At 72.4% G+C, this 16,926-nt stretch carries 13 protein-coding genes and 2 pseudogenes; 8 read left to right on the forward strand and 7 right to left on the reverse strand.

Annotation, left to right across the window (positions count from 1 at the left end):
- Positions 1-3: 3 nt before the first annotated feature.
- Positions 4-1,041: an ABC transporter ATP-binding protein gene (locus OHA30_RS16885; RefSeq protein WP_328917891.1), complete on the reverse strand. Its 1,038-nt coding sequence runs from the start codon at positions 1,039-1,041 to the stop codon at positions 4-6.
- Between the two features lie 259 nt (positions 1,042-1,300).
- Here OHA30_RS16885 and OHA30_RS16890 point away from each other — a divergent pair, with 259 nt between their 5' ends.
- Both OHA30_RS16890 and OHA30_RS16895 read left to right on the forward strand, forming a co-directional pair.
- A complete protein-coding gene (locus OHA30_RS16890; protein WP_328914671.1) occupies positions 1,301-3,289 on the forward strand; it encodes an SDR family oxidoreductase in 1,989 nt (662 codons plus the stop codon).
- Between the two features lie 18 nt (positions 3,290-3,307).
- Entirely contained in the window at positions 3,308-4,279 is a 972-nt protein-coding gene (locus tag OHA30_RS16895; protein WP_405785565.1) for a MerR family transcriptional regulator, read from the forward strand.
- A 214-nt stretch (positions 4,280-4,493) separates the two neighbouring features.
- On the opposite strand, the gene OHA30_RS16900 is transcribed toward OHA30_RS16895, so the two are convergent.
- Together OHA30_RS16900 and OHA30_RS16905 are read right to left on the reverse strand one after the other, a co-directional pair.
- Positions 4,494-4,895, reverse strand: coding sequence for a PIN domain-containing protein (locus tag OHA30_RS16900; protein ID WP_328914673.1), 402 nt, complete (start codon positions 4,893-4,895; stop codon positions 4,494-4,496).
- On the reverse strand, positions 4,892-5,140 hold the full coding sequence (locus OHA30_RS16905; protein ID WP_328914674.1) for a hypothetical protein: 249 nt from the start codon (positions 5,138-5,140) through the stop codon (positions 4,892-4,894). The genes OHA30_RS16900 and OHA30_RS16905 overlap by 4 nt, the downstream gene beginning before the upstream one ends.
- A 59-nt stretch (positions 5,141-5,199) precedes the next feature.
- On the opposite strand from OHA30_RS16905, the pseudogene OHA30_RS34000 reads away from it, so the two are divergent.
- From OHA30_RS34000 to OHA30_RS16930, 6 genes and pseudogenes are all read left to right on the forward strand, one after another.
- Positions 5,200-5,317, forward strand: a pseudogene (locus OHA30_RS34000) (LLM class flavin-dependent oxidoreductase); the annotation flags it as partial.
- A 183-nt stretch (positions 5,318-5,500) separates the two neighbouring features.
- Positions 5,501-7,024, forward strand: coding sequence for a putative T7SS-secreted protein (locus tag OHA30_RS16910; RefSeq protein WP_328914675.1), 1,524 nt, complete (start codon positions 5,501-5,503; stop codon positions 7,022-7,024).
- A gap of 3 nt (positions 7,025-7,027) precedes the next feature.
- Positions 7,028-7,333 (forward strand): hypothetical protein, encoded by a 306-nt coding sequence (locus OHA30_RS16915; protein ID WP_328914676.1) that lies wholly within the window; start codon positions 7,028-7,030, stop codon positions 7,331-7,333.
- A 46-nt stretch (positions 7,334-7,379) separates the two neighbouring features.
- A complete protein-coding gene (locus OHA30_RS16920) occupies positions 7,380-7,706 on the forward strand; it encodes a hypothetical protein (protein ID WP_328914677.1) in 327 nt (108 codons plus the stop codon).
- Positions 7,703-8,326 (forward strand): hypothetical protein, encoded by a 624-nt coding sequence (locus OHA30_RS16925; RefSeq protein ID WP_328914678.1) that lies wholly within the window; start codon positions 7,703-7,705, stop codon positions 8,324-8,326. The genes OHA30_RS16920 and OHA30_RS16925 overlap by 4 nt, the downstream gene beginning before the upstream one ends.
- 16 nt (positions 8,327-8,342) lie before the next feature.
- Positions 8,343-8,567 (forward strand): annotated as a pseudogene (locus OHA30_RS16930) (LLM class flavin-dependent oxidoreductase); the annotation flags it as partial.
- Between the two features lie 66 nt (positions 8,568-8,633).
- On the opposite strand, the gene OHA30_RS16935 reads toward OHA30_RS16930, so the two are convergent.
- From OHA30_RS16935 to OHA30_RS16950, 4 genes are read right to left on the reverse strand one after another with little or no spacing between them, the layout of a single operon-like run.
- Complete coding sequence (locus OHA30_RS16935; protein ID WP_328914679.1) at positions 8,634-9,887, reverse strand: TIGR02679 family protein; 1,254 nt, start codon at positions 9,885-9,887, stop codon at positions 8,634-8,636.
- 2 nt (positions 9,888-9,889) lie between these two features.
- Positions 9,890-14,005 (reverse strand): TIGR02680 family protein, encoded by a 4,116-nt coding sequence (locus OHA30_RS16940; RefSeq protein ID WP_328914680.1) that lies wholly within the window; start codon positions 14,003-14,005, stop codon positions 9,890-9,892.
- A complete protein-coding gene (locus OHA30_RS16945) occupies positions 14,002-15,270 on the reverse strand; it encodes a TIGR02678 family protein (RefSeq protein ID WP_328914681.1) in 1,269 nt (422 codons plus the stop codon). Before OHA30_RS16945 ends, OHA30_RS16940 begins: the two co-directional genes overlap by 4 nt.
- A complete protein-coding gene (locus OHA30_RS16950; protein ID WP_328914682.1) occupies positions 15,263-16,867 on the reverse strand; it encodes a TIGR02677 family protein in 1,605 nt (534 codons plus the stop codon). Before OHA30_RS16950 ends, OHA30_RS16945 begins: the two co-directional genes overlap by 8 nt.
- Positions 16,868-16,926 lie beyond the last annotated feature (59 nt).

Consider the following 16,926-nt stretch of genomic DNA (forward strand, 5'->3'; position numbering starts at 1 on the left):
ACGTCAGGCTGCTGCGTCACGGCCGTCTCCTTCCTGGGTCCGGCTCGGGGTACGGGCGGGCGGGTTGGGGCCCTGGGGGTCGGGACCTTGCGGGTGAGGGCCTTGCGGGTGAGGGTCGGGGCCGTCGGCGGGCGGGGCAGCGGAGGTCGGGTCGTCGTCTGTGAAGAGTTCGGCGATGCGGTGGCGGCGCTGCTCCATCCGGACCAGGCCGACGCCGAGACCGGCGACCGCGTCGCGGACGGTGTCGTACGTCTCGTCGCCCGCGATGTCGACCAGGAGGAGATGGCCGGTGGCCTGCGCGGTCAGGCCCTTGCCGGTCAGGGCCGCCAGCAGCTCCTGCTCCCGGTCGGTGACCTCGACGGCGAGGGAGGCGGTGGCCTGGGTGAAGTCGCTGGTGGACGAGGCCCGCAGCAGCTTTCCGCCGTCGATGACGACGATGTGGTCGCTGGTGCGCTCCAACTCGCCGAGCAGATGGGAGGTGACCAGCACCGAGATGCCGAAGTCCGTGTGGACACGGCGGATCAGGCCGAGCATCTCGTCGCGGCCGGCCGGGTCCAGGCCGTTGGTCGGCTCGTCCAGCAGGACCAGCTTCGGGTCGTGGACCAGCGCCTGGGCGAGTTTGACCCGCTGCTTCATACCCGTGGAGTAGCCGCCCATCGGGCGGTACCGCTCCTCGTAGAGCCCGACGTGGCGCAGCGTGTCGGCGGTGCGCTCGCGGGCGGCGGTGGGCGGCAGCCCGGACATCCGCGCCATGTGCACGACGAACTCGGTCGCGGACACGTCCGGCGGCAGGCAGTCGTGCTCGGGCATGTAGCCGACGAGGCCGCGGATCTCCGCGCCCGCCGTGGCCACGTCGAGTCCGAGCACGGCGGCACGACCCTCGGTCGCCGGGGACAGCCCCAGCAGGATCTTGATCAGGGTCGACTTGCCGGCCCCGTTGGCACCCACCAGCCCGGTCACACCGGGCGTGATGTCCACGGACAGCCGGTCGAGAGCGGTCACCCTCGGGTACCGCTTGCTCAGACTTTCGGTAGCGATCACAGTCACGTTCCGACCGTAGTGGCGCCCACCACGTCGCGGCGTCCACCCGGAGTCGCGGATCGGAGTACGCCTTGGGGCTGACCACCCGTAGGGGTAGCCCCTCGGACGGCCCAGTCGGCGACGGTTGTCCACAGGGGCGGACAGGGGGCCTTGACCCTCTCATCAGCCGCTGTCACATTGATTGATGTCAGCGTTCCGGGCCCGGGTCGACGACGGTTCCGACCGGGCTCCGGCCAGGGGCGGGAAACGGGGTGGCGGCATGGACGGCGGTGCAAACGGTGTCGGGGACGGCATCGGGGACGACGGGCCCGGGCAGGCGCGGGAGCGGTTCGTCGTGGGCGGCGGCGGGGTGCGGCTGTGCGTCGCGGAGTACGGGGACGCGTCGCTGCCGACCGTGCTGCTCCTGCACGGCTACCCGGACAGCAAGGAGGTCTGGTCGGCGGTCGCCGCGCTGCTCGCCGACCGCTTCCACGTGGTGCTCTACGACGTACGGGGCCACGGCCGCTCCCAGGCCCCCGCGCCGCTGAAGGGCGGTTTCACGCTGGAGAAGCTCACCGCCGACTTCCTCGCGGTCGCGGACGCGGTCAGCCCGGACCGGGCCGTGCACCTGGTCGGCCACGACTGGGGATCGGTGCAAGGCTGGGAGTTCGCCACGGTGGCCGCCACCGAGGGCAGGATCGCGTCGTTCACCTCGATCTCGGGGCCGTCCCTCGACCACTTCGGCCACTGGATCCGCCACCGCGTGCGGCACCCCACCCCACGCCTGGCCGCCCAACTGCTCGGCCAGGGCGCCAAGTCCTGGTACGTGTACGCGCTGCACACCCCCGTACTGCCCGAACTGGCCTGGCGCGGCCCGCTCGGCAGGCAGTGGCCCAAGCTGCTGGCCCGCGCCGAGAAGGTCCGCTCCGACGACTATCCGACCGCGTCGCTGCCGCGGGACGCGTCGCACGGCGCCTGGCTCTACCGGGACAACGTCCGACAGCGGCTGGGGAGTCCGCGCGCGGACGCCCACGCGCACGTGCCCGTTCAGCTCATCCTGCCGACCGGCGACGCCTTTCTGTCCGAGCGGCTCTACGACGACCTCGACCGGTGGGCGCCGCGGCTGACCCGGCGGAGGCTGGCGGCCAAGCACTGGGTGCCGCGGTCGCGGCCGGAGCAGGTGGCGGAGTGGGTCGCGGAGTTCGCGGCGGGGGTGGAGGGAGGGGCGTCGGCTTCGGCGGCCTCGGATTGGGGGGTCTCGGCTTCGGGGGTCTCGGCGGCTGCCGCGTCCTCCGAGGCGTCGGGGGCCTCCGGGGGCTCGGGGGCAGGCTCCTCGGTCGAGGTCGGCGCCGTCCTGGGGAAGGCGCTCGCCGACGCGCGGGAGCGGTTCGGCGGGCAGTTGGTGCTGGTCACCGGTGCGGCCAGCGGCATCGGGCGGGCCACCGCGCTGGCGTTCGCGGAGGCGGGCGCCCGGGTCGTCGTGGTGGACCGGGACGCCGAGGGCGCCGCCCGTACGGCCGAGGCGGCGCTGCGGGCCGGAGCGTCCGGTGCCTGGCCGGAGGCCGTCGACGTCTCGGACGCCGAGGCGATGGAGCAACTGGCCGCGCGTACCGCGGAGAGCCACGGCGTGCCCGACGTGGTGGTGAACAACGCGGGGATCGGTCTCGCGGGCCCCTTCCTCGACACCACCCCCGAGGACTGGAAGCAGGTGCTCGACGTCAATCTGTGGGGCGTCATCCACGGCTGCCGGCTCTTCGGCCGGCAGATGGTGGAGCGCGGACGCGGCGGCCACATCGTCAACACCGCCTCGGCCGCCGCCTTCCAGCCGTCCCGCGCGCTGCCCGCGTACAGCACGTCCAAGGCGGCCGTGCTGATGCTCAGCGAGTGCCTGCGGGCCGAACTCGCCCCGCACGGCATCGGGGTGAGCGCGATCTGCCCCGGCATCGTCAACACGCCGATCACCGGCAGCGCCCGGCACACCGGGGTCGACGAGGAGGAGCAGGAGCGCCGCCGGGAGAGGAGCGCCAAGCTCTACCGGCTGCGCAACTACCCGCCGGAGAAGGTCGCCCGGGCGATCCTGCGGGCGGTGCGGCACGACACCGCCGTCGTACCAGTCACTCCCGAGGCACGCGGCGCTCGGCTGCTGTCCCGGCTCTCGCCCGGCGCGCTGCGGACGTTGGCCCGTATCGACCCGCCGCTCCGGTCCCGCGCCGACCGCAGCCGTACCGCCGCGGCCGAGGCGTCACGGCGACGTACCGCGGCCTCCTGACCCACCGTCACCTGACCCATGAGGAGTGAAGGCGTGACCGCCGCCGCCGAGCAGCGCGTGTACCGGATCGAGGACCTCTCGCACCTGAGCGGCACCACGGTCCGGACGATCCGCGCCTACACCGACCGCGGGCTGCTCCCCAAGCCGGAGCGCCGCGGCCGGGCCAATGTCTACGGCGACACGCATCTCGCCCGGCTGCGGCAGATCGCCGACCTGCTGGAACGCGGCTACACGCTGGCCAGCATCAAGGAGTTGCTGGCCGCGTGGGACGCCGGGACCGGCCTCGGCGGTGTGCTCGGCCTGGTCGGCGAGGTGGACCGGCCCTGGTCGGACGAGACACCCGCGCGGATCGGCCTGCCCGAGCTGATGGAGTCCTTCGGCGGCGTCCTGGACCTCTCGGCGGTGGAGGAGGCGCTGCGACTCGGCATCCTGGAGGCGGTGCCCGGCAGCGACGACGAATTCCTCGTGCCGAGCCCGCAGGAGCTGGCCGTCGCCGTCGAACTCCACGCCGCCGGGGTGCCGTTGGCCGCGATCACCGGGCATCTGCGCGAGCTGCGAGGGCAGGTCGAGCACATCTCGGAGCGGTTCCTGGAGTTCACCACGGAATACGTCTTCCAACGGTTCCTCCAGCACCCGCCGACCGACGCGGAGGCGGCGGAGGCCGCGGACCTGGTACGGAGGTTGCGGCCGCTGGCCCAGCAGACGGTCGACGCGGAGCTGGCCCGGGCCATGCGGGCGCGGGCCACGGAGCACGTACGGCGCCATCTCGGCGCCGCGGTCCTCCCCGCTTCGGACGTGGCTCCGGCCCCGGCGACCGCTTCCGCCTCCGCTTCCGCTTCCGCCGAGGTGCCGGTCCTGCTGCCGGCCCGCACGGTGACCGCCGTCCGGGCCCTGGTCGGGCCGGAACACGTCCCGGCCTTCGTCGCGGCGGCCGCCGACCGCGAAGTCGCCGCCCGCCGTATGAACGCCCTCACCACCCCCCACCCCTGACCCCCAGGCCGCAGGCCCACCACGCCCCTCCGGCTCTGCTTCACCGGCCCTTCGCCGGCAGCCGGCCGGCGTTCCCCCTGGGCCCACCGCCCGCAGCACCCGGACCGGAGGTAACGGCGGCTGCGACGGCGACGGAACGACTCCCGGCTCGGCACCCTCATGACGTCGGTCAACCCTCGTTCGCGCATCGCGGCCCGGCCTGCGGAAATGGCGGTCAGATGCCAATGATTCCGATGTGCTGGCCGCAGAGCCGAGTCATGTCGTCGACATCGGACGTGAGGATGGCGACGGGGCCGATCTGCCGTAGGGCCGCTTCAGCGACTGTCGCGTCGATCGCGTACTTGTGGCCGTGAAGGCCGGCAGCCTTGAGCAGCTTCGCCGCGGCCTTGGCCGTCTGCTCGGTCACCGGCTCCACCTTGACCCTGGACAGAGCCCACTGAAGGCGCGGCATGTTCACGCGTGAGTGACTGACCTCCACGATGGTGTTCGCGCTGATCACCAAGTCCGCGCCCATCTCGTGGAAGATCTTGAGCAGGGCGAGGAATTTCCGGTCCTGAACAATCCACGCGGACAGGCCCTCACTGTCGAGAACCACCGTTTCGATGTGCTGATTCACGCGGCGCTCGCGCCACCCACGGCGTCCGTCGTGCCGAAGATACGGGCACGGGCTTCGGCCAGTTCCTCGTCGCTGAAGGCTCCGTGCTCGGCTTCGTGGTCCCGCAGGTCAGCCCCGAGCAGTTGGTGTCTGATCTGGCGCGCCACCGCCTCGGCCACGTAGCCGGAGACGTTGTCCGTGAGCTTCTTCAGCTCCGCGACCTGCTCTGTCGGCAGTGTGACCGTGATCCGCGTCGTGTCAGCCATGGAGGTAGCATACTCCGATATGCAATCACCTGGGAAATGGTCGGCCGGAGGTCCGGGCCAACCATCTGTCGTGGCGCACCTTCCGGGACCGCACATGGTTCGGGGCCGTTCCGACGCTGACCGCCGCCACAGCGACGGAACGGCTCCCGGCTCGGCACCCTCATGACGTCGGTCAACCCTAGTTCGCGCATCACGGGCTGAGCGGGGGTTTCTGAGCGGGCTGTGGCCAGGGGAACCGGGAGCGCTCTGTCGGCGCGGTGGGGGAACTGCTGACGATGGTCAGCGCGTCGTTGACGTGAGAGCGAGTGGGAACCCGGGGGGAGACGGATGGGGCGGCCGGGGGACTGGCATGTACTCGATATGGACCGTGACCCGACGCCGGGTGATCCGTCGCGGGTGAAGGCGCTGTCGATCCAGCTGCACGACTTCGCCGACGATGTGGAATCGGCGCTACGGCTGGTGAAAGGGATGCAGTCCGAGGACGCGATCCTGGCCTGGGCGGGGCTGTCGGCGGACGCGTTCCGGGACGAGTTCGGGTCGGCCCCGAAGAACCTCGACAAACTGCACACCTCGTACCGGCTGGCCGCCGACGCGCTGGAGGCGTACTGGCCGGACCTGGAACACGCCCAGTACCAGGCGGACCGGGCGCTGTCCGACGGGCGTACCGCGCACGCGCAGTTGACGTCGGCGCAAAGTGGTCTGAGCGGCGCGCAGGACTGGGTGCACACGGCTACGTCGACGGCGGACACGTACGACCCCTCGAAGCACCCGGGCGCGTCGGTCCCACCGCCGGACTCCGACAAGGTCCGTCAGTCCACCCGCGACCTGGCCGCCGCCAAGGCCCGGCAGGCGCACGCCCAGCAGGCCGTGACCTCCGCGCAGTCCGCGCTGGACGCGGCGAAAAGGCTGGCGGAGCAGGCCCGTTCGATGCGGGAGGACGCCGCCCGCCGGACCGTCACCAAACTCCACGAGGCATCCGACGCCGGGATCAAGAACCGGCACTGGTGGGAGAAGGCGGTCCACTGGGTCGCCGACCACTGGGACGAGATCGTCACCGTCTGCCGCTGGATCGTCGCCATCCTCGGCATCGTCGTCATGATCCTCGGCGGCCCGCTCGCCTGGCTGGTGGTCGCAGCCGCCCTCATCGTGCTGGCCGACACCGTCTCCCAATACATCCAGGGCAAAGCCAGTTTATGGGCCGTCCTCTTCGCCGCCCTCGACTGCATCCCCATGACCAAGGGCCTCACCTCGCTGGGCAGGCTGAGCGAGTTGTACAAGGCCGGCGGCCTGCTGCGCATCGGCGCCGAAAGCGTCAAGAGCATGAGCGCCGGGCTCAAGACCATGGCCGCTGCCTTCCGTGCCCTTGGCGAGATCCCGTCTGCCCTGCGGGCCGGCCGCCAAGGATTTACCGCGGTCGATCGGGTCCTGCAAACCGGCGGGGAACTGCGACGCGTGCGGGGAGACGCGGACTTCTTCACCGAGTGGGCGGACGACGCCTACGACTCCATCCGGGCGACCGACGATGTCGGGTCCGTGGCCGCGACGGCAGCGGAACACGGATTCACTCCTATGGACATTCAGCAGATCAAGGACCACCTTTTCAACGAGGAACATCTGCTGGACAGCTATGGTCACGCGTCTGTAGCGCGTTTCGACGCCAACCCCAGAATCGCCGAGGCGTGGATTCGCCTCAAGAACGGCAGCCCGCACCCTGCCGATATCGATCTGCTGCGCCACGAACTGCACGAGTCGAACTATATGAGAGAGACAGGCAGTCAGAGTTACCAGGCCGCCCATCGGGCTACAATCGACGCCGGACATACCTGGGACCCGGCGGCGGCCGCACGCGATGGTTTCGGGCGACGCCCCAGCGCGGAGGAATGACGTATGCCCCATTCGTTTCAACTTCTTCTCGTGAAGAGTTCGGAGAGCGCCCATGTCTACAGCGCCACATACGGCCAGGATGTGCCGTCGTTCCTGCTGCTCGACGAAGCCACAGGAACGGTACAAGTCTGCGATGGACAAGGGAATCCGATAGGAGACATGATGCTACGCGCCGGAACGGGAAACGTGGAAAACCCGGTCGATGACCCGGTAGAAGCAGAAAAATTCACCATGGCTTCCGCACACCTGCTCAGCCGGTGGCGTAAAACGGGTGCCGCCCCTGCTGAGATCGTTAAATTCTTCTCCTGATACACAACGCAGTCGAACGAATTAACCGGGGAGGTGCAGAGAACTCATGACGAGTGATCGCCTGGCGGTTCCCATCAATCTGCTGGAGGACTTCGCGCAGCGGCTCGGGTCGATCGTGGCGCGGTTGGACGGGACGAAGGCGGTGTTCCGGGCGTTCGAGGAGGACATGGGAGACGGGTCCGTGGTGGATGCGCTCGACCACTTCGAGCACAACTGGAAAGACGGGCGCGGGGACATCCACAAGCAGTTGACAGGGCTGGAAAAGATGGCGAACACGGTGGTGCGGGAGATGCGGAAGGTCGATACGGACCTCGCGCGACAACTCGCACAGTCCACCCAGGCGCCCGCCGTCGGCGACGGGGACGCGCAGTGACCGCCGCGCCGCCGGTCGGGGTGTCGCTCGCCGTGCCCGAGTCCTGGTGGGAGTTCGACATCCGCCCCGAGGGACGCGAGGCGACCGTTCGTCGGCTCGTCGACGAACGGGCGCGGGCGTTGCCGGAGCTGGCCCCGTACCGCAACGACCTCGCCACTCTGCTGCGGCGGATGGCGCGGGACGCCTACGACTCGGGGGCTCTCTACCTGGGCTGCATGGCCGAGAACTTCGAGGGGGTGCCGCTGACCGCGACAGTGACCGTGACGGTCCTTGGCGCCGCGGACGCGCAGGGCGTGGCGCTGTCCACCGACCCGCGGGCCATCGCAGCCAGCATGAAGACAATCACACCTCGGCGCAACGGCGACGCCTGGCGCAAGGTGACCACCGTGGAGATCCCCGATGTCGGCCTGTGCGCCCGCACCTACGGCGTCGAGGACGTGCCCGTGGAGCAGGGCGACTCCCGCACGATCAGGATGGCCCTCACCCAGACCTACGTCCCCATCCCCGGCCGCCCGGAGGAGGTCGTCGTGATTTCCGGCGCCTCCCCCGTCCTCGACCTGGCCGAAGCGTTGCACGACATCTTCGACGCGGTGACCTCCACCTTCCGCTTCATCGGGTAACCGTAGGCTCGGGCGCATGAGTCTGCGTCTGAGCACTGTGATTCTGCCGATCTACCGCTGGGCCGACGAGGGGCGGGAGGTGTGGCGGCGGGCCGAGGGGCTGGGGCTGCACGGCGCGTATACGTATGACCATCTGTCGTGGCGCACCTTCCGGGACCGCACCTGGTTCGGAGCCGTTCCGACACTGACCGCCGCCGCGGCCGCGACGCAGCGGATCCGCCTCGGCACCCTCGTGACGTCGGTCAAGCCTCATTCACGCATCACGACCTGACCTGCGAGGGTCCGCGTGTCCCCGGACGACCGGCCGCTACTGCGCGCGCAGGTCGCCGAGCAGTTCGTCGATGAGGTGTTCCTCCTCGACTCGGACGCGGTGGTGCCCGAGGGCATCGCCGAGGGGCGGGTCCCATGGGGTGCGGGCCGGGGAGCCGGTGGTGAGCGGGGTGCCGAGGCCTCGGTCGACGGCGGCCAGGTAGGAGGCGGCGTCGTAGCGCCACGGTGTGGCGTCGAAGAGGCGCAGAAGGCTGGTGGCGATGCGGACTCCGCCCCAGTCGAAGTCGCTGTGGAAGGCCAGGCGGCAGCCCCCGTCGAGGAGGTGCCGCAGCAGGCTGCGCGCCGCGGCGGAGAGGGCACCCTCCGTGCAGATCAGCGGGGGGCAGCCAGGGCCGAGTTCGTCGGCCGCCGCGGCGAGCACCGCCGGGTTCTCGCAGACCCGCACCAGGTGGTCGTGGACTCCCAGGTCGGGAACCCGGCGGGTCAGCTGGCGCAGCGTCAGGACCGCAGGTTCCCCCTCGTCGCGGGCAGCAGCGAGCATCCGGCCGAGGGCCCCGCTGTCGGAGCCGGGCAGGCCCAAGGTGAGGACGCGTGAGGAGAGGACGTCCCGCGCGACCCCGACGGCGGCCCAGGCGGCCCGCCGGCCATCGGGCTCGGCGGTAGCCGCGGCGGGCAGGTCGGCGAGGTAGCGGACGGCGGACAGCACGAGCGCAACGAGCGGGCGCCCGTCGTCCAGTGCGTGGGCGTCGCCGACGGTGCGGGCGGCCAGCACCGGGAGGGCGAGGCCGTCGGCCGGGAGCCGGGTGAGGACCCGTACGGCGTCGGCGGCCAGTCGCCGCGCGGTCGCGGGGTCGCCGCCGGAGAGCCGTTTGAGGAGACCGGTCGACGCCACCATGGCCGGCCAGGGCGCCAGCGCCGACCGGCCCGTGACGGTGGGCTGGTCCAGTTCGGCCAGCGCTTGCCGCCAGGAAGCGGCGAGCGCGGCCTCCTGCGCCCGTTTGTCCGCGACCGGCCCGGTGAGTGCGACGACCGCAGCTGCCAGACCGTCCGGGCTGGCGAGGGATTCGCGCAAGATGCGATCGACCTCCGCCAAGGGCACGGTCAGGGAGACGCCCGACCGCAGTCGGCGGCCCAGCAGCGACTCCGCCGCGCGGCGCTGCTCGGGGGTCGCGGGCCTGAGTGTCGCCGAGGTGTCCAGCGGGCGTCCGGCGGCCAGGCGGTCCCGGACGCGCTCCACGAGCCAGGCGGTCTCCGGAACGCCGAGCAGACGTCGCAGGCGCGGCAGGTCCATGGTCAGGCCTGTTGTCCGTCCTGGCGTTGGCCCGGCACCGCGGGTTCAGGGACCCGGACGCGCCGCGCGCCGTCCCACTCCCAGCGGGTGACCAGGACGGCGGCGATCTCGTCCACCCGGGACAGCTGTGCGATGGCCAGGCCGGGAACCTGCGGGTAGCAGCCCCATTCGCGCTCGGACGTCATCACCACGTCCAGGTCGAACGCGGCCAGGAGGCCGAGGGACTTGGCCCGGGAGTCGTCGTCCACACCGGCGAACGCCTCGTCGAGCGTGACCAGGCGAGGGGCGTGCGGGTTGCCCGCCGAGGCGTAGTGGGAGGAGGCTGCGGCGAACAGCGGCAAGGAGACGGACAGAACCCGCTCGCCTCCCGACGCCGGCCCCGTGGCCGACTGCCACTTGCCGTGCTGGTGGCGTTCGATGCCGAACTCGTGCCAGGCACGGTAGTCGAGCGCGTCGGTGAGGTGTTCCAGCCAGGTGCCTGCCGGGTTCTCGGTACGTGCGCGTTCGATCTGGGCCTGAAGGAACTCGCCGAGCGCGGCGCGGTCGGCGGCCGTCCAGGCGTCCGACGACTGGCGCAGCAGGCGGTCGCGGGCGGCCCGCAGTCCTCCGGGGGCGTTGCGGGCGGGCCGCCAGACGAGCCGCAGCCGCATGCCGGTGCTGGTCGGGCGGTCCCTGAGCTCCTCGTTCATCCGCAGCACCTGCTGCTCGGCGGCGCTGACCAGCTCCTGGAGGGTGCCGGCGACCTCGGTGATCAGGTGGTTCTCCAGGATCTCCTGCTCACGGGCGGACAGCAGTTGGCTGCGGTCGTCGACCTCGGTGGCCAGGGCGGCGGCCAGTTCGGGGACGGAACGCTCGCGCCCCTGGAAGACGACGTCCACGACAAGGCCGTCCTCCAGCATCCTGGCGGCGGCCGAGTGGCCGTGGCGGGAAAGGGCGTCGGAGAGGTCCTTGAGCTCCTCGGTGATCTTGCGCTGCACCTGGTCCCAGGCCGGGTCGGAGTCGTCCACGGCTTCCAGTTCGCGTTCCACGGCGCGGGCGAGGCGGACCGCGGGATCGGGCGCCCAGGAGTCGGAGGTGATCTCCAGGTCGGGCAGTGCGACGGCGAGCAGGCCGGTCGCCGCGAAGCGGCGGAGCGTGTCGACGGCCTCGGCCCGTGTCCGTACCGTCTCCTCGATCTCGATACGCACACGGGTACGCAGTGCGTCGGCTGCGGCCTGGCGGCGGGTGGCGTCGTCATGTTTCCGACGGGTGGCGCGCTCGGCCTCGTCGCAGTCCCGCAGTGCGGCGGCCACCTCGTCGAGCCGGCGCTGCAAGTCGGCCACGGCCGCTCCGACCGTCGCGGTCAGGGTCTCGTGGCGCTCCTGAGCGGCGACTGCCTCACGGGCGGCGGTGCGGGAGCGTTCGGCCAGCTCCTCGGCATGCTCGGCTGCCCGGGCGTGGTCGGCTTCCTCGGCGGCGACGGCCGCGAGCGCGGAACGGGCCTCCCGTACCGCCGGCCACAGCGAGGCGAGGCTCTCGCGGTAGCCGGCGACGGCGTCCCGCAGTTCGCGCAGGGCGCCGAGGCCGCTCGGGAGGGCCAGCTCCTCGGCGAGAGCGTGCAGTTCGCCCGCTGCCCGTTCCGCCCCGGCAGCCGCTTCTTCCGCCGCCTGACCGGTCTCCTCGCGCCGCTGGGCGGCCCGGGCGTACTCGCGTTGGGCGGCGGTCACGGCGGCGTGCCCGTCGCGCAGGGCGGAGTCGTCGGGCAGCCGGTCCTGCTCTTCCGCGAGGGTGCGCAGCTGCGCCTCCAGGATCTCGCCGCGGGCCGCGAGCTCGGCGAGCCGTTCCTCGACCTGTGCCGTTTCCGCCTCGACGTCAGCGATCCTGGCCCGCCGGGCCTGCTCGCGGGCGCCCTCGCCCAGGTACTCGGCGGCGGGCTTGGACCAGGCGCCGGTGAGGGCACCGAGGCGGAAGCGGCCGTCGGGCCCGAGCCATGTGCCGGAGTCGGGAAGCGGGTCGTCCGGGCCCACCAAGCCGATTCCGGCCAGGAGCCGGACGACGATCTCGTCGGTGAGCCCGGACGCGGCCGGGTCCGCCCTGTCCACCGCGGGGCGCAGCAGCTCGGCCAGCGAAGGACCGTCCACCGGCGCCCCCGCGGTCGCGAGGGTGTCGCCGCTGCCGACGTGGACCGCCGCCCCGTCCGGGCCGACCCAGGCGTCGAGCAGGCCGGACGCCTCCAGTGCCGCCTCGAGTCCGGCCCGCCGGCCCGCGGTCAGGGAGTCGTCGGCGAAGTCCACCAGCCGCCACAGCGGCGCGCCCGGACGGTCCCGCCGGGCCTCGGCGGCGCGGGTGTGCGGAGGGAGCGGGCCTCGCTGGCCGCCCGCCCTCAGCTCGGCCAGCTCCGCCCGCAGCCGGCCGCGGTGCTCACCCACCCGCTGCTGCTCGCTCTCCAGCTCGGCCAGCCGCCGTGCCGTCTTCGCGCCGACCTCCGCAGCCGTCTGGTGGGCCACCGCCCGTGCGGGGTCCGCGCCGGCCAGCGTCTCGACCCACCGGGCCAGTTCGTCGAGCACGCCTTCGATGTGCGGCGGACGCAGCAGCGAGCATGCGGTGAAGTGCGCGCGGACCGCCGCCAGGTACTCCTGGCCCGCCCCGATCGCCCCTTCCTCGGCCTCGGCCCGCAGGTCGGCGCGCCGGGCCAGCTCACCGTCCGCGTCCTCCAGCCGACGCCGGGCCCGGTCCAGTTCCTGCCACGCCTCCTGCGCGACGGCCGCCTCCTTCTCGACCAGCGCGATCGACCGCAGCCGGCGGTCCGTGAACTCGTTCGCGGCGTGCCGCGCGGTCTCCGGCTCCCCTCCCTGGGAGAGCTCGGACACCACCCGGTCGGCGTGCTCGCGCCCCAGCCCGGCGACCGCCGCCGCCTCACCCGTACCGTCGAGGGTCGTCCGCGAGGCCCGGTCGGCCGCGTCTGCACGGGAGCGGGCCGCGCCGAGGCGGTGAGCGACCCTGGCCAGTTCGCTCTCCGCCCGGAGGCCGTCGGACTCGGCGCGCTCCGCGTCCCGCGCGGTACGGCGGGCGGCCTCGGCGGTCCTCTCCAGCTCACGGGCACTGCGCATCTCGGGCCCTGCCCGCAGCGCCTCGTCGTGGGCCCGCAGGGCGACGCGTCGGTGCTCCAGCTCCTCCGCCCGGGCGTCGGCCGTGGCGAGCTGGGCTCCGGCCACCTCGAACTCCTGCTCGGCGGCGTTGAGTTCGGCGCGCTGCGCCTCGTAACGGGAGTGCTGGGTCCGCGGCGCACGGGCCTTGCGGCGCGCGGCGACCCGCGCGTACCGGCGGTAGTGCTGGAGGAAGGCGGCCGCGGCGCGCTCGGCGGCCGCCATGACCGCGAGCTGGTCCTTCTCCTCGTCCAGGGAGCGGAACGCCTCGGCGACATCCGCGACGACCGCCTGGTCCATCGGCGGCAGCGACTCGGTGAGCGCCTGGGAGAGCGCCTTCGCGCTGGGCCGCTTGGACAGCTGCGGCTGGCGCAGCTGGATCAGCAGGTCCACCAGGGCCGCGTACCGCTGCTCGCCCAGCCCGAACAGCGCCTCGTCCACCGCCCGGCGGTAGGAGCGCGCCGAGTCGTACACCAGCCCCCGGCCGTCCAGCGCGTCGGCCAGCCGCTCACGGCCTATCGCGGCGCCGGTGGAGTCCAGCAACCGCAGGTCCGCACCGACCCGCTGGTCCGTCACGAAGAACCAGTGCCGGGCGATACCGCGACCGGCCACAGCCTTCATACCGCAGCCGAGGGTGGTGTAGCGGGCGGTACCGTCCTCGTCCAGGCGGCCGAACTCGACCCAGGTGTAGCCGAGCCGCTCGGGGTGCGGGTGCTCACCGCCGAGCAGGAGGTTCCACTCCATGCGCTTCTTCGGGTCGGCGTCCGGCTCCACCCTGTGCGAGGCCATGTCGCCGTCCAGCAGGAACGGCAGGGTCAGGGCGAGCACCTTGGACTTGCCCGTGCCGTTGTTCCCCCGCATCAGCAGGCGGCCGTCCCGGAAATGGAACTCCTCCACGTCGTAGTAGAAGAGGTCGACCAGACCGATCCGCTGCGGCTGCCAGCGGGAGCAGGCGGGGGTGGGCAGCGGTGTCCCGACTGTTGAACTCGTCACGTCCTCGTGCCTTCCGTGTTCTTCCCCGGCTTCGTGCTCTTCGCGGGCTTCTGCCGCTTCCTCCGAGGGGCGCTCTGCCCCGGCTCCAGGAGAACGGTCTCGCCCACCCGGTAGCGGTCGAGCGCCGGACGGCCCCGGACCGCGCCCGCACCGTCCTCGCACACCAGGCCCAGAGCGGTGAGCCGGGCCACCGCCTGCTCGACCAGTTCGACCTCGGCGCCCGGAATGCCCGCGCTGCGCCGCCAGAACCCGGCGTGCTCCAGAGCCCAGCCGGTCACCAGGAGGTGCAACTCGTCCCGTGCCACGGTGCCGCCCCGGCCCGCGAGGTGCTCGGCGATCAGCAGGGCGACATGGCCGTCGGTGCCCTGCTCGGGCATCCGCAGGTCGGTGAGCTCGTCGTCGGGGTCCACCATGGCGACGCCCTCGGCCCGCACCTCCGCCACCAGCCCGGTCAGTTCGCTGATCCTGCGGGTGAGGGCGCCCCGCTGAGTGGTCAGGTACGTACACTCGGCGTCGGACAGCTCGTCCGAGTACAGCACCGGATCGTCCAGCAGACGCCGGGTCAGGGTGTGCCGCAGCGCCCGGTTGCGCAGCTCGTCGCTGTCAGGCAGCACCTCGGCGCCCAGTTCGGCGAGGCGCTCCTCGAAGTCCGCCGCGCGCACGGTGCTCGGGCCGCGCCGGGAGACCAGCAGCCCGGCCAGCACCCGGCGGTCCACGTCGTAGAGGGCGTCGCCGGCCGACTTGAGGAACGCGTCCTCGTCACCGGCGACCTTGGCCAGCACGCCCCAGTCCAGCAGCAGCCGGACCGCCGCCACCAGGTCGGTGCGCTGCTCCCGGTCGGTCAGGGTGAAGACGACTCCTGCCTTGACCAGCGCGGGATCGGCCGCCGCCAGGACCACCTGCTCCGCCAGCCGCCCGAGTGCGATCTGGTGCTCCGCGCGCTCCAGCACCGCAAGGCACAGGCAGACCAGCACGTAGCGGCGCCGGGAGAAGGGCAGACCGGTGCGCTGGTCCCGAGCCGGGTGGGTGGGGTCGGTGTCCCTTCCCGGTTCGCGGCGCAGCCGGGCCACCTCCGCGTCCACCAGCAGCACCCAGCCCGTGTTGCGCTCGAACCACGTACGCAGCTCGGCGGCGTGCTGCCGGACCGTCCGGAACTCCTCGCTGCCGGCGCGCAGCAGCGGGCGGCGCAGCAGCGCCCGCGCACCCCGTCGGATCTCCTCGGCCCGCTGCGCGGCGAGCGCGGCGCCCAGCCGGTCGTCACTCACGACCCGCACCGACCGCCTGCGGTACCGCCGTGAGGTCCACGATCTCCACGTAGTGCTCGGGTCCCCGCAGGACGCCGTCGCAGGTGCGGATCTCGGCCGCCCCTTCGCCGGGCGCTCTCGTCAGCCTGATCTCCATCGTCCCGTCGTTGGTGGTGGCCGACACCGTGTCACTGCCGGGCCGCCACCCTGCCAGGGCGTCGCCGAGCAGCAGCAGGAACAGCCGGAAGGCGTCCCGGTCCAGCTCGCCGAGTTCGCTGAGCCGTACGGTGCCCGAGGTCGCCAGCCGCGCCCTGGCCGCCGCGGTCTGCTCGGCCTGCTTGTGCGCCAGTTCCGCGAGGTACGCCTTGGCCTGTGACCGATCCTGTACGGACCTGGCCCGGCCGCGCCGCTCGTACGAGCCGGTACGGCGCAGGTGCGGGCTGATCCGCACGCCCGGCGCGTCGTACCACGACGTGGCGGACGGCACCGGCTCCGACTCCTGTGCGGCCAGCGAGTCCTGGTCGATCGTCAGGTGCCGTGCGGAGTACAGGCCGAAGGCGGAACGCCACAACCGGTGCCGGGCCGCGTCATCCGGGGCCTCGGCGAACCAGCATGCCAGCTCCCGGAAGTCGACGGAGCGGTCCGAGCGGCCGGCCCGGCGCTCGTTCAACGCCCTCACCACGGAGAGCAGCTGCGGGATCGCCTGGCGTGCGGCCGTCCGCAGCAGCTTCGCCTGGGAATTGCGGCCCGGCACGCTCACGAACCACGCCCGCAGCCCCTCCCAGCGCCCCTGCCAGCGGACCTCGGCGGAGGCCAGGGCCTCGGCCGCGAGGTCAGGGGCCGCGTCGGACGTCTCACGCTCGGCGGCCAGCCGCAGCAGCGGCCCGACCGGGCCGTCCGGCGGCCCGCCCAGTTCCCCCAGCAGGCCGGCGATCTCGGCGCCCCGGGTGACCAGGTCCTCGATGAACCTCTCCAGGTACTCGATCAGCCGCTGCTTGTAGGCGAGGAAGACCTCCACCTCGGCCTCGTGCAGATCGACCGTCCGCTGGAGCGAGCTCATGAACGCCCGGGCGTTCTCAGCCAGCCCGGCGAAGCGGTCGACCAGCGCCAGCAGGGAGAGGTGAACCAGCGTCGGGTCCTTCTCAGCCCGTCCGGCCATCGCCAGCAGCGCCCGCAGTTGCACCGCGATGTCGGCAAGCGCCACCGCCTGCAACTCACCGCGGCGGCCCAGCGCCGAGTCGTAGGCGGCCAGCGCCTCCTCGGCCGCTTCACCTTCGCGGGTGAGCTGGTAGATGTGCCGGGCCCGGTAGAAGTCCTCCAGAGCCGTCACGCGGCTGGTGTCCGGGTCGGCCCGCAGGTTGCCCCATCTGGCGAGCCGTTCCAGCGCCGTCGCCACCGCGTCCAGCGAAGGACGACCCTCCGCCGGCAGCCCCAGGTACACGTCCTCCGGCCTCAGATGGACCGTGAACTCCTGCTTGGCCAGGACGAAGGACCCCATCACCTGGCGGTAGAGGGCGCAGTACTCGGTGTTGAGGTGTGCGAACGGCTGGTACCGCCCGCCCTCCTCACCGGCACCGGCGGCCGGCGGATGCGCGTGCGGACGGTCGGTGCTGCTCACGCTCACCATTGTGCAGGACCCGGGCTGCCCTCTGGCCCACTCCGCCGAACGGCTGACGC

The sequence above is a fragment of the Streptomyces sp. NBC_00223 genome (genome assembly GCF_036199905.1).
Lineage (GTDB): Bacteria > Actinomycetota > Actinomycetes > Streptomycetales > Streptomycetaceae > Actinacidiphila.

Coding starts and splice junctions, on each gene's coding strand:
- OHA30_RS16890 (WP_328914671.1), top strand. CDS start 1,301: ATGGACGGCGGTGCAAACGGTGTCGGGGACGGCATCGGGGACGACGGG.
- OHA30_RS16895 (WP_405785565.1), top strand. CDS start 3,308: ATGAGGAGTGAAGGCGTGACCGCCGCCGCCGAGCAGCGCGTGTACCGG.
- OHA30_RS16905 (WP_328914674.1), bottom strand. CDS start 5,140: ATGGCTGACACGACGCGGATCACGGTCACACTGCCGACAGAGCAGGTC.
- OHA30_RS16910 (WP_328914675.1), top strand. CDS start 5,501: ATGGACCGTGACCCGACGCCGGGTGATCCGTCGCGGGTGAAGGCGCTG.
- OHA30_RS16915 (WP_328914676.1), top strand. CDS start 7,028: ATGCCCCATTCGTTTCAACTTCTTCTCGTGAAGAGTTCGGAGAGCGCC.
- OHA30_RS16920 (WP_328914677.1), top strand. CDS start 7,380: ATGACGAGTGATCGCCTGGCGGTTCCCATCAATCTGCTGGAGGACTTC.
- OHA30_RS16935 (WP_328914679.1), bottom strand. CDS start 9,887: ATGGACCTGCCGCGCCTGCGACGTCTGCTCGGCGTTCCGGAGACCGCC.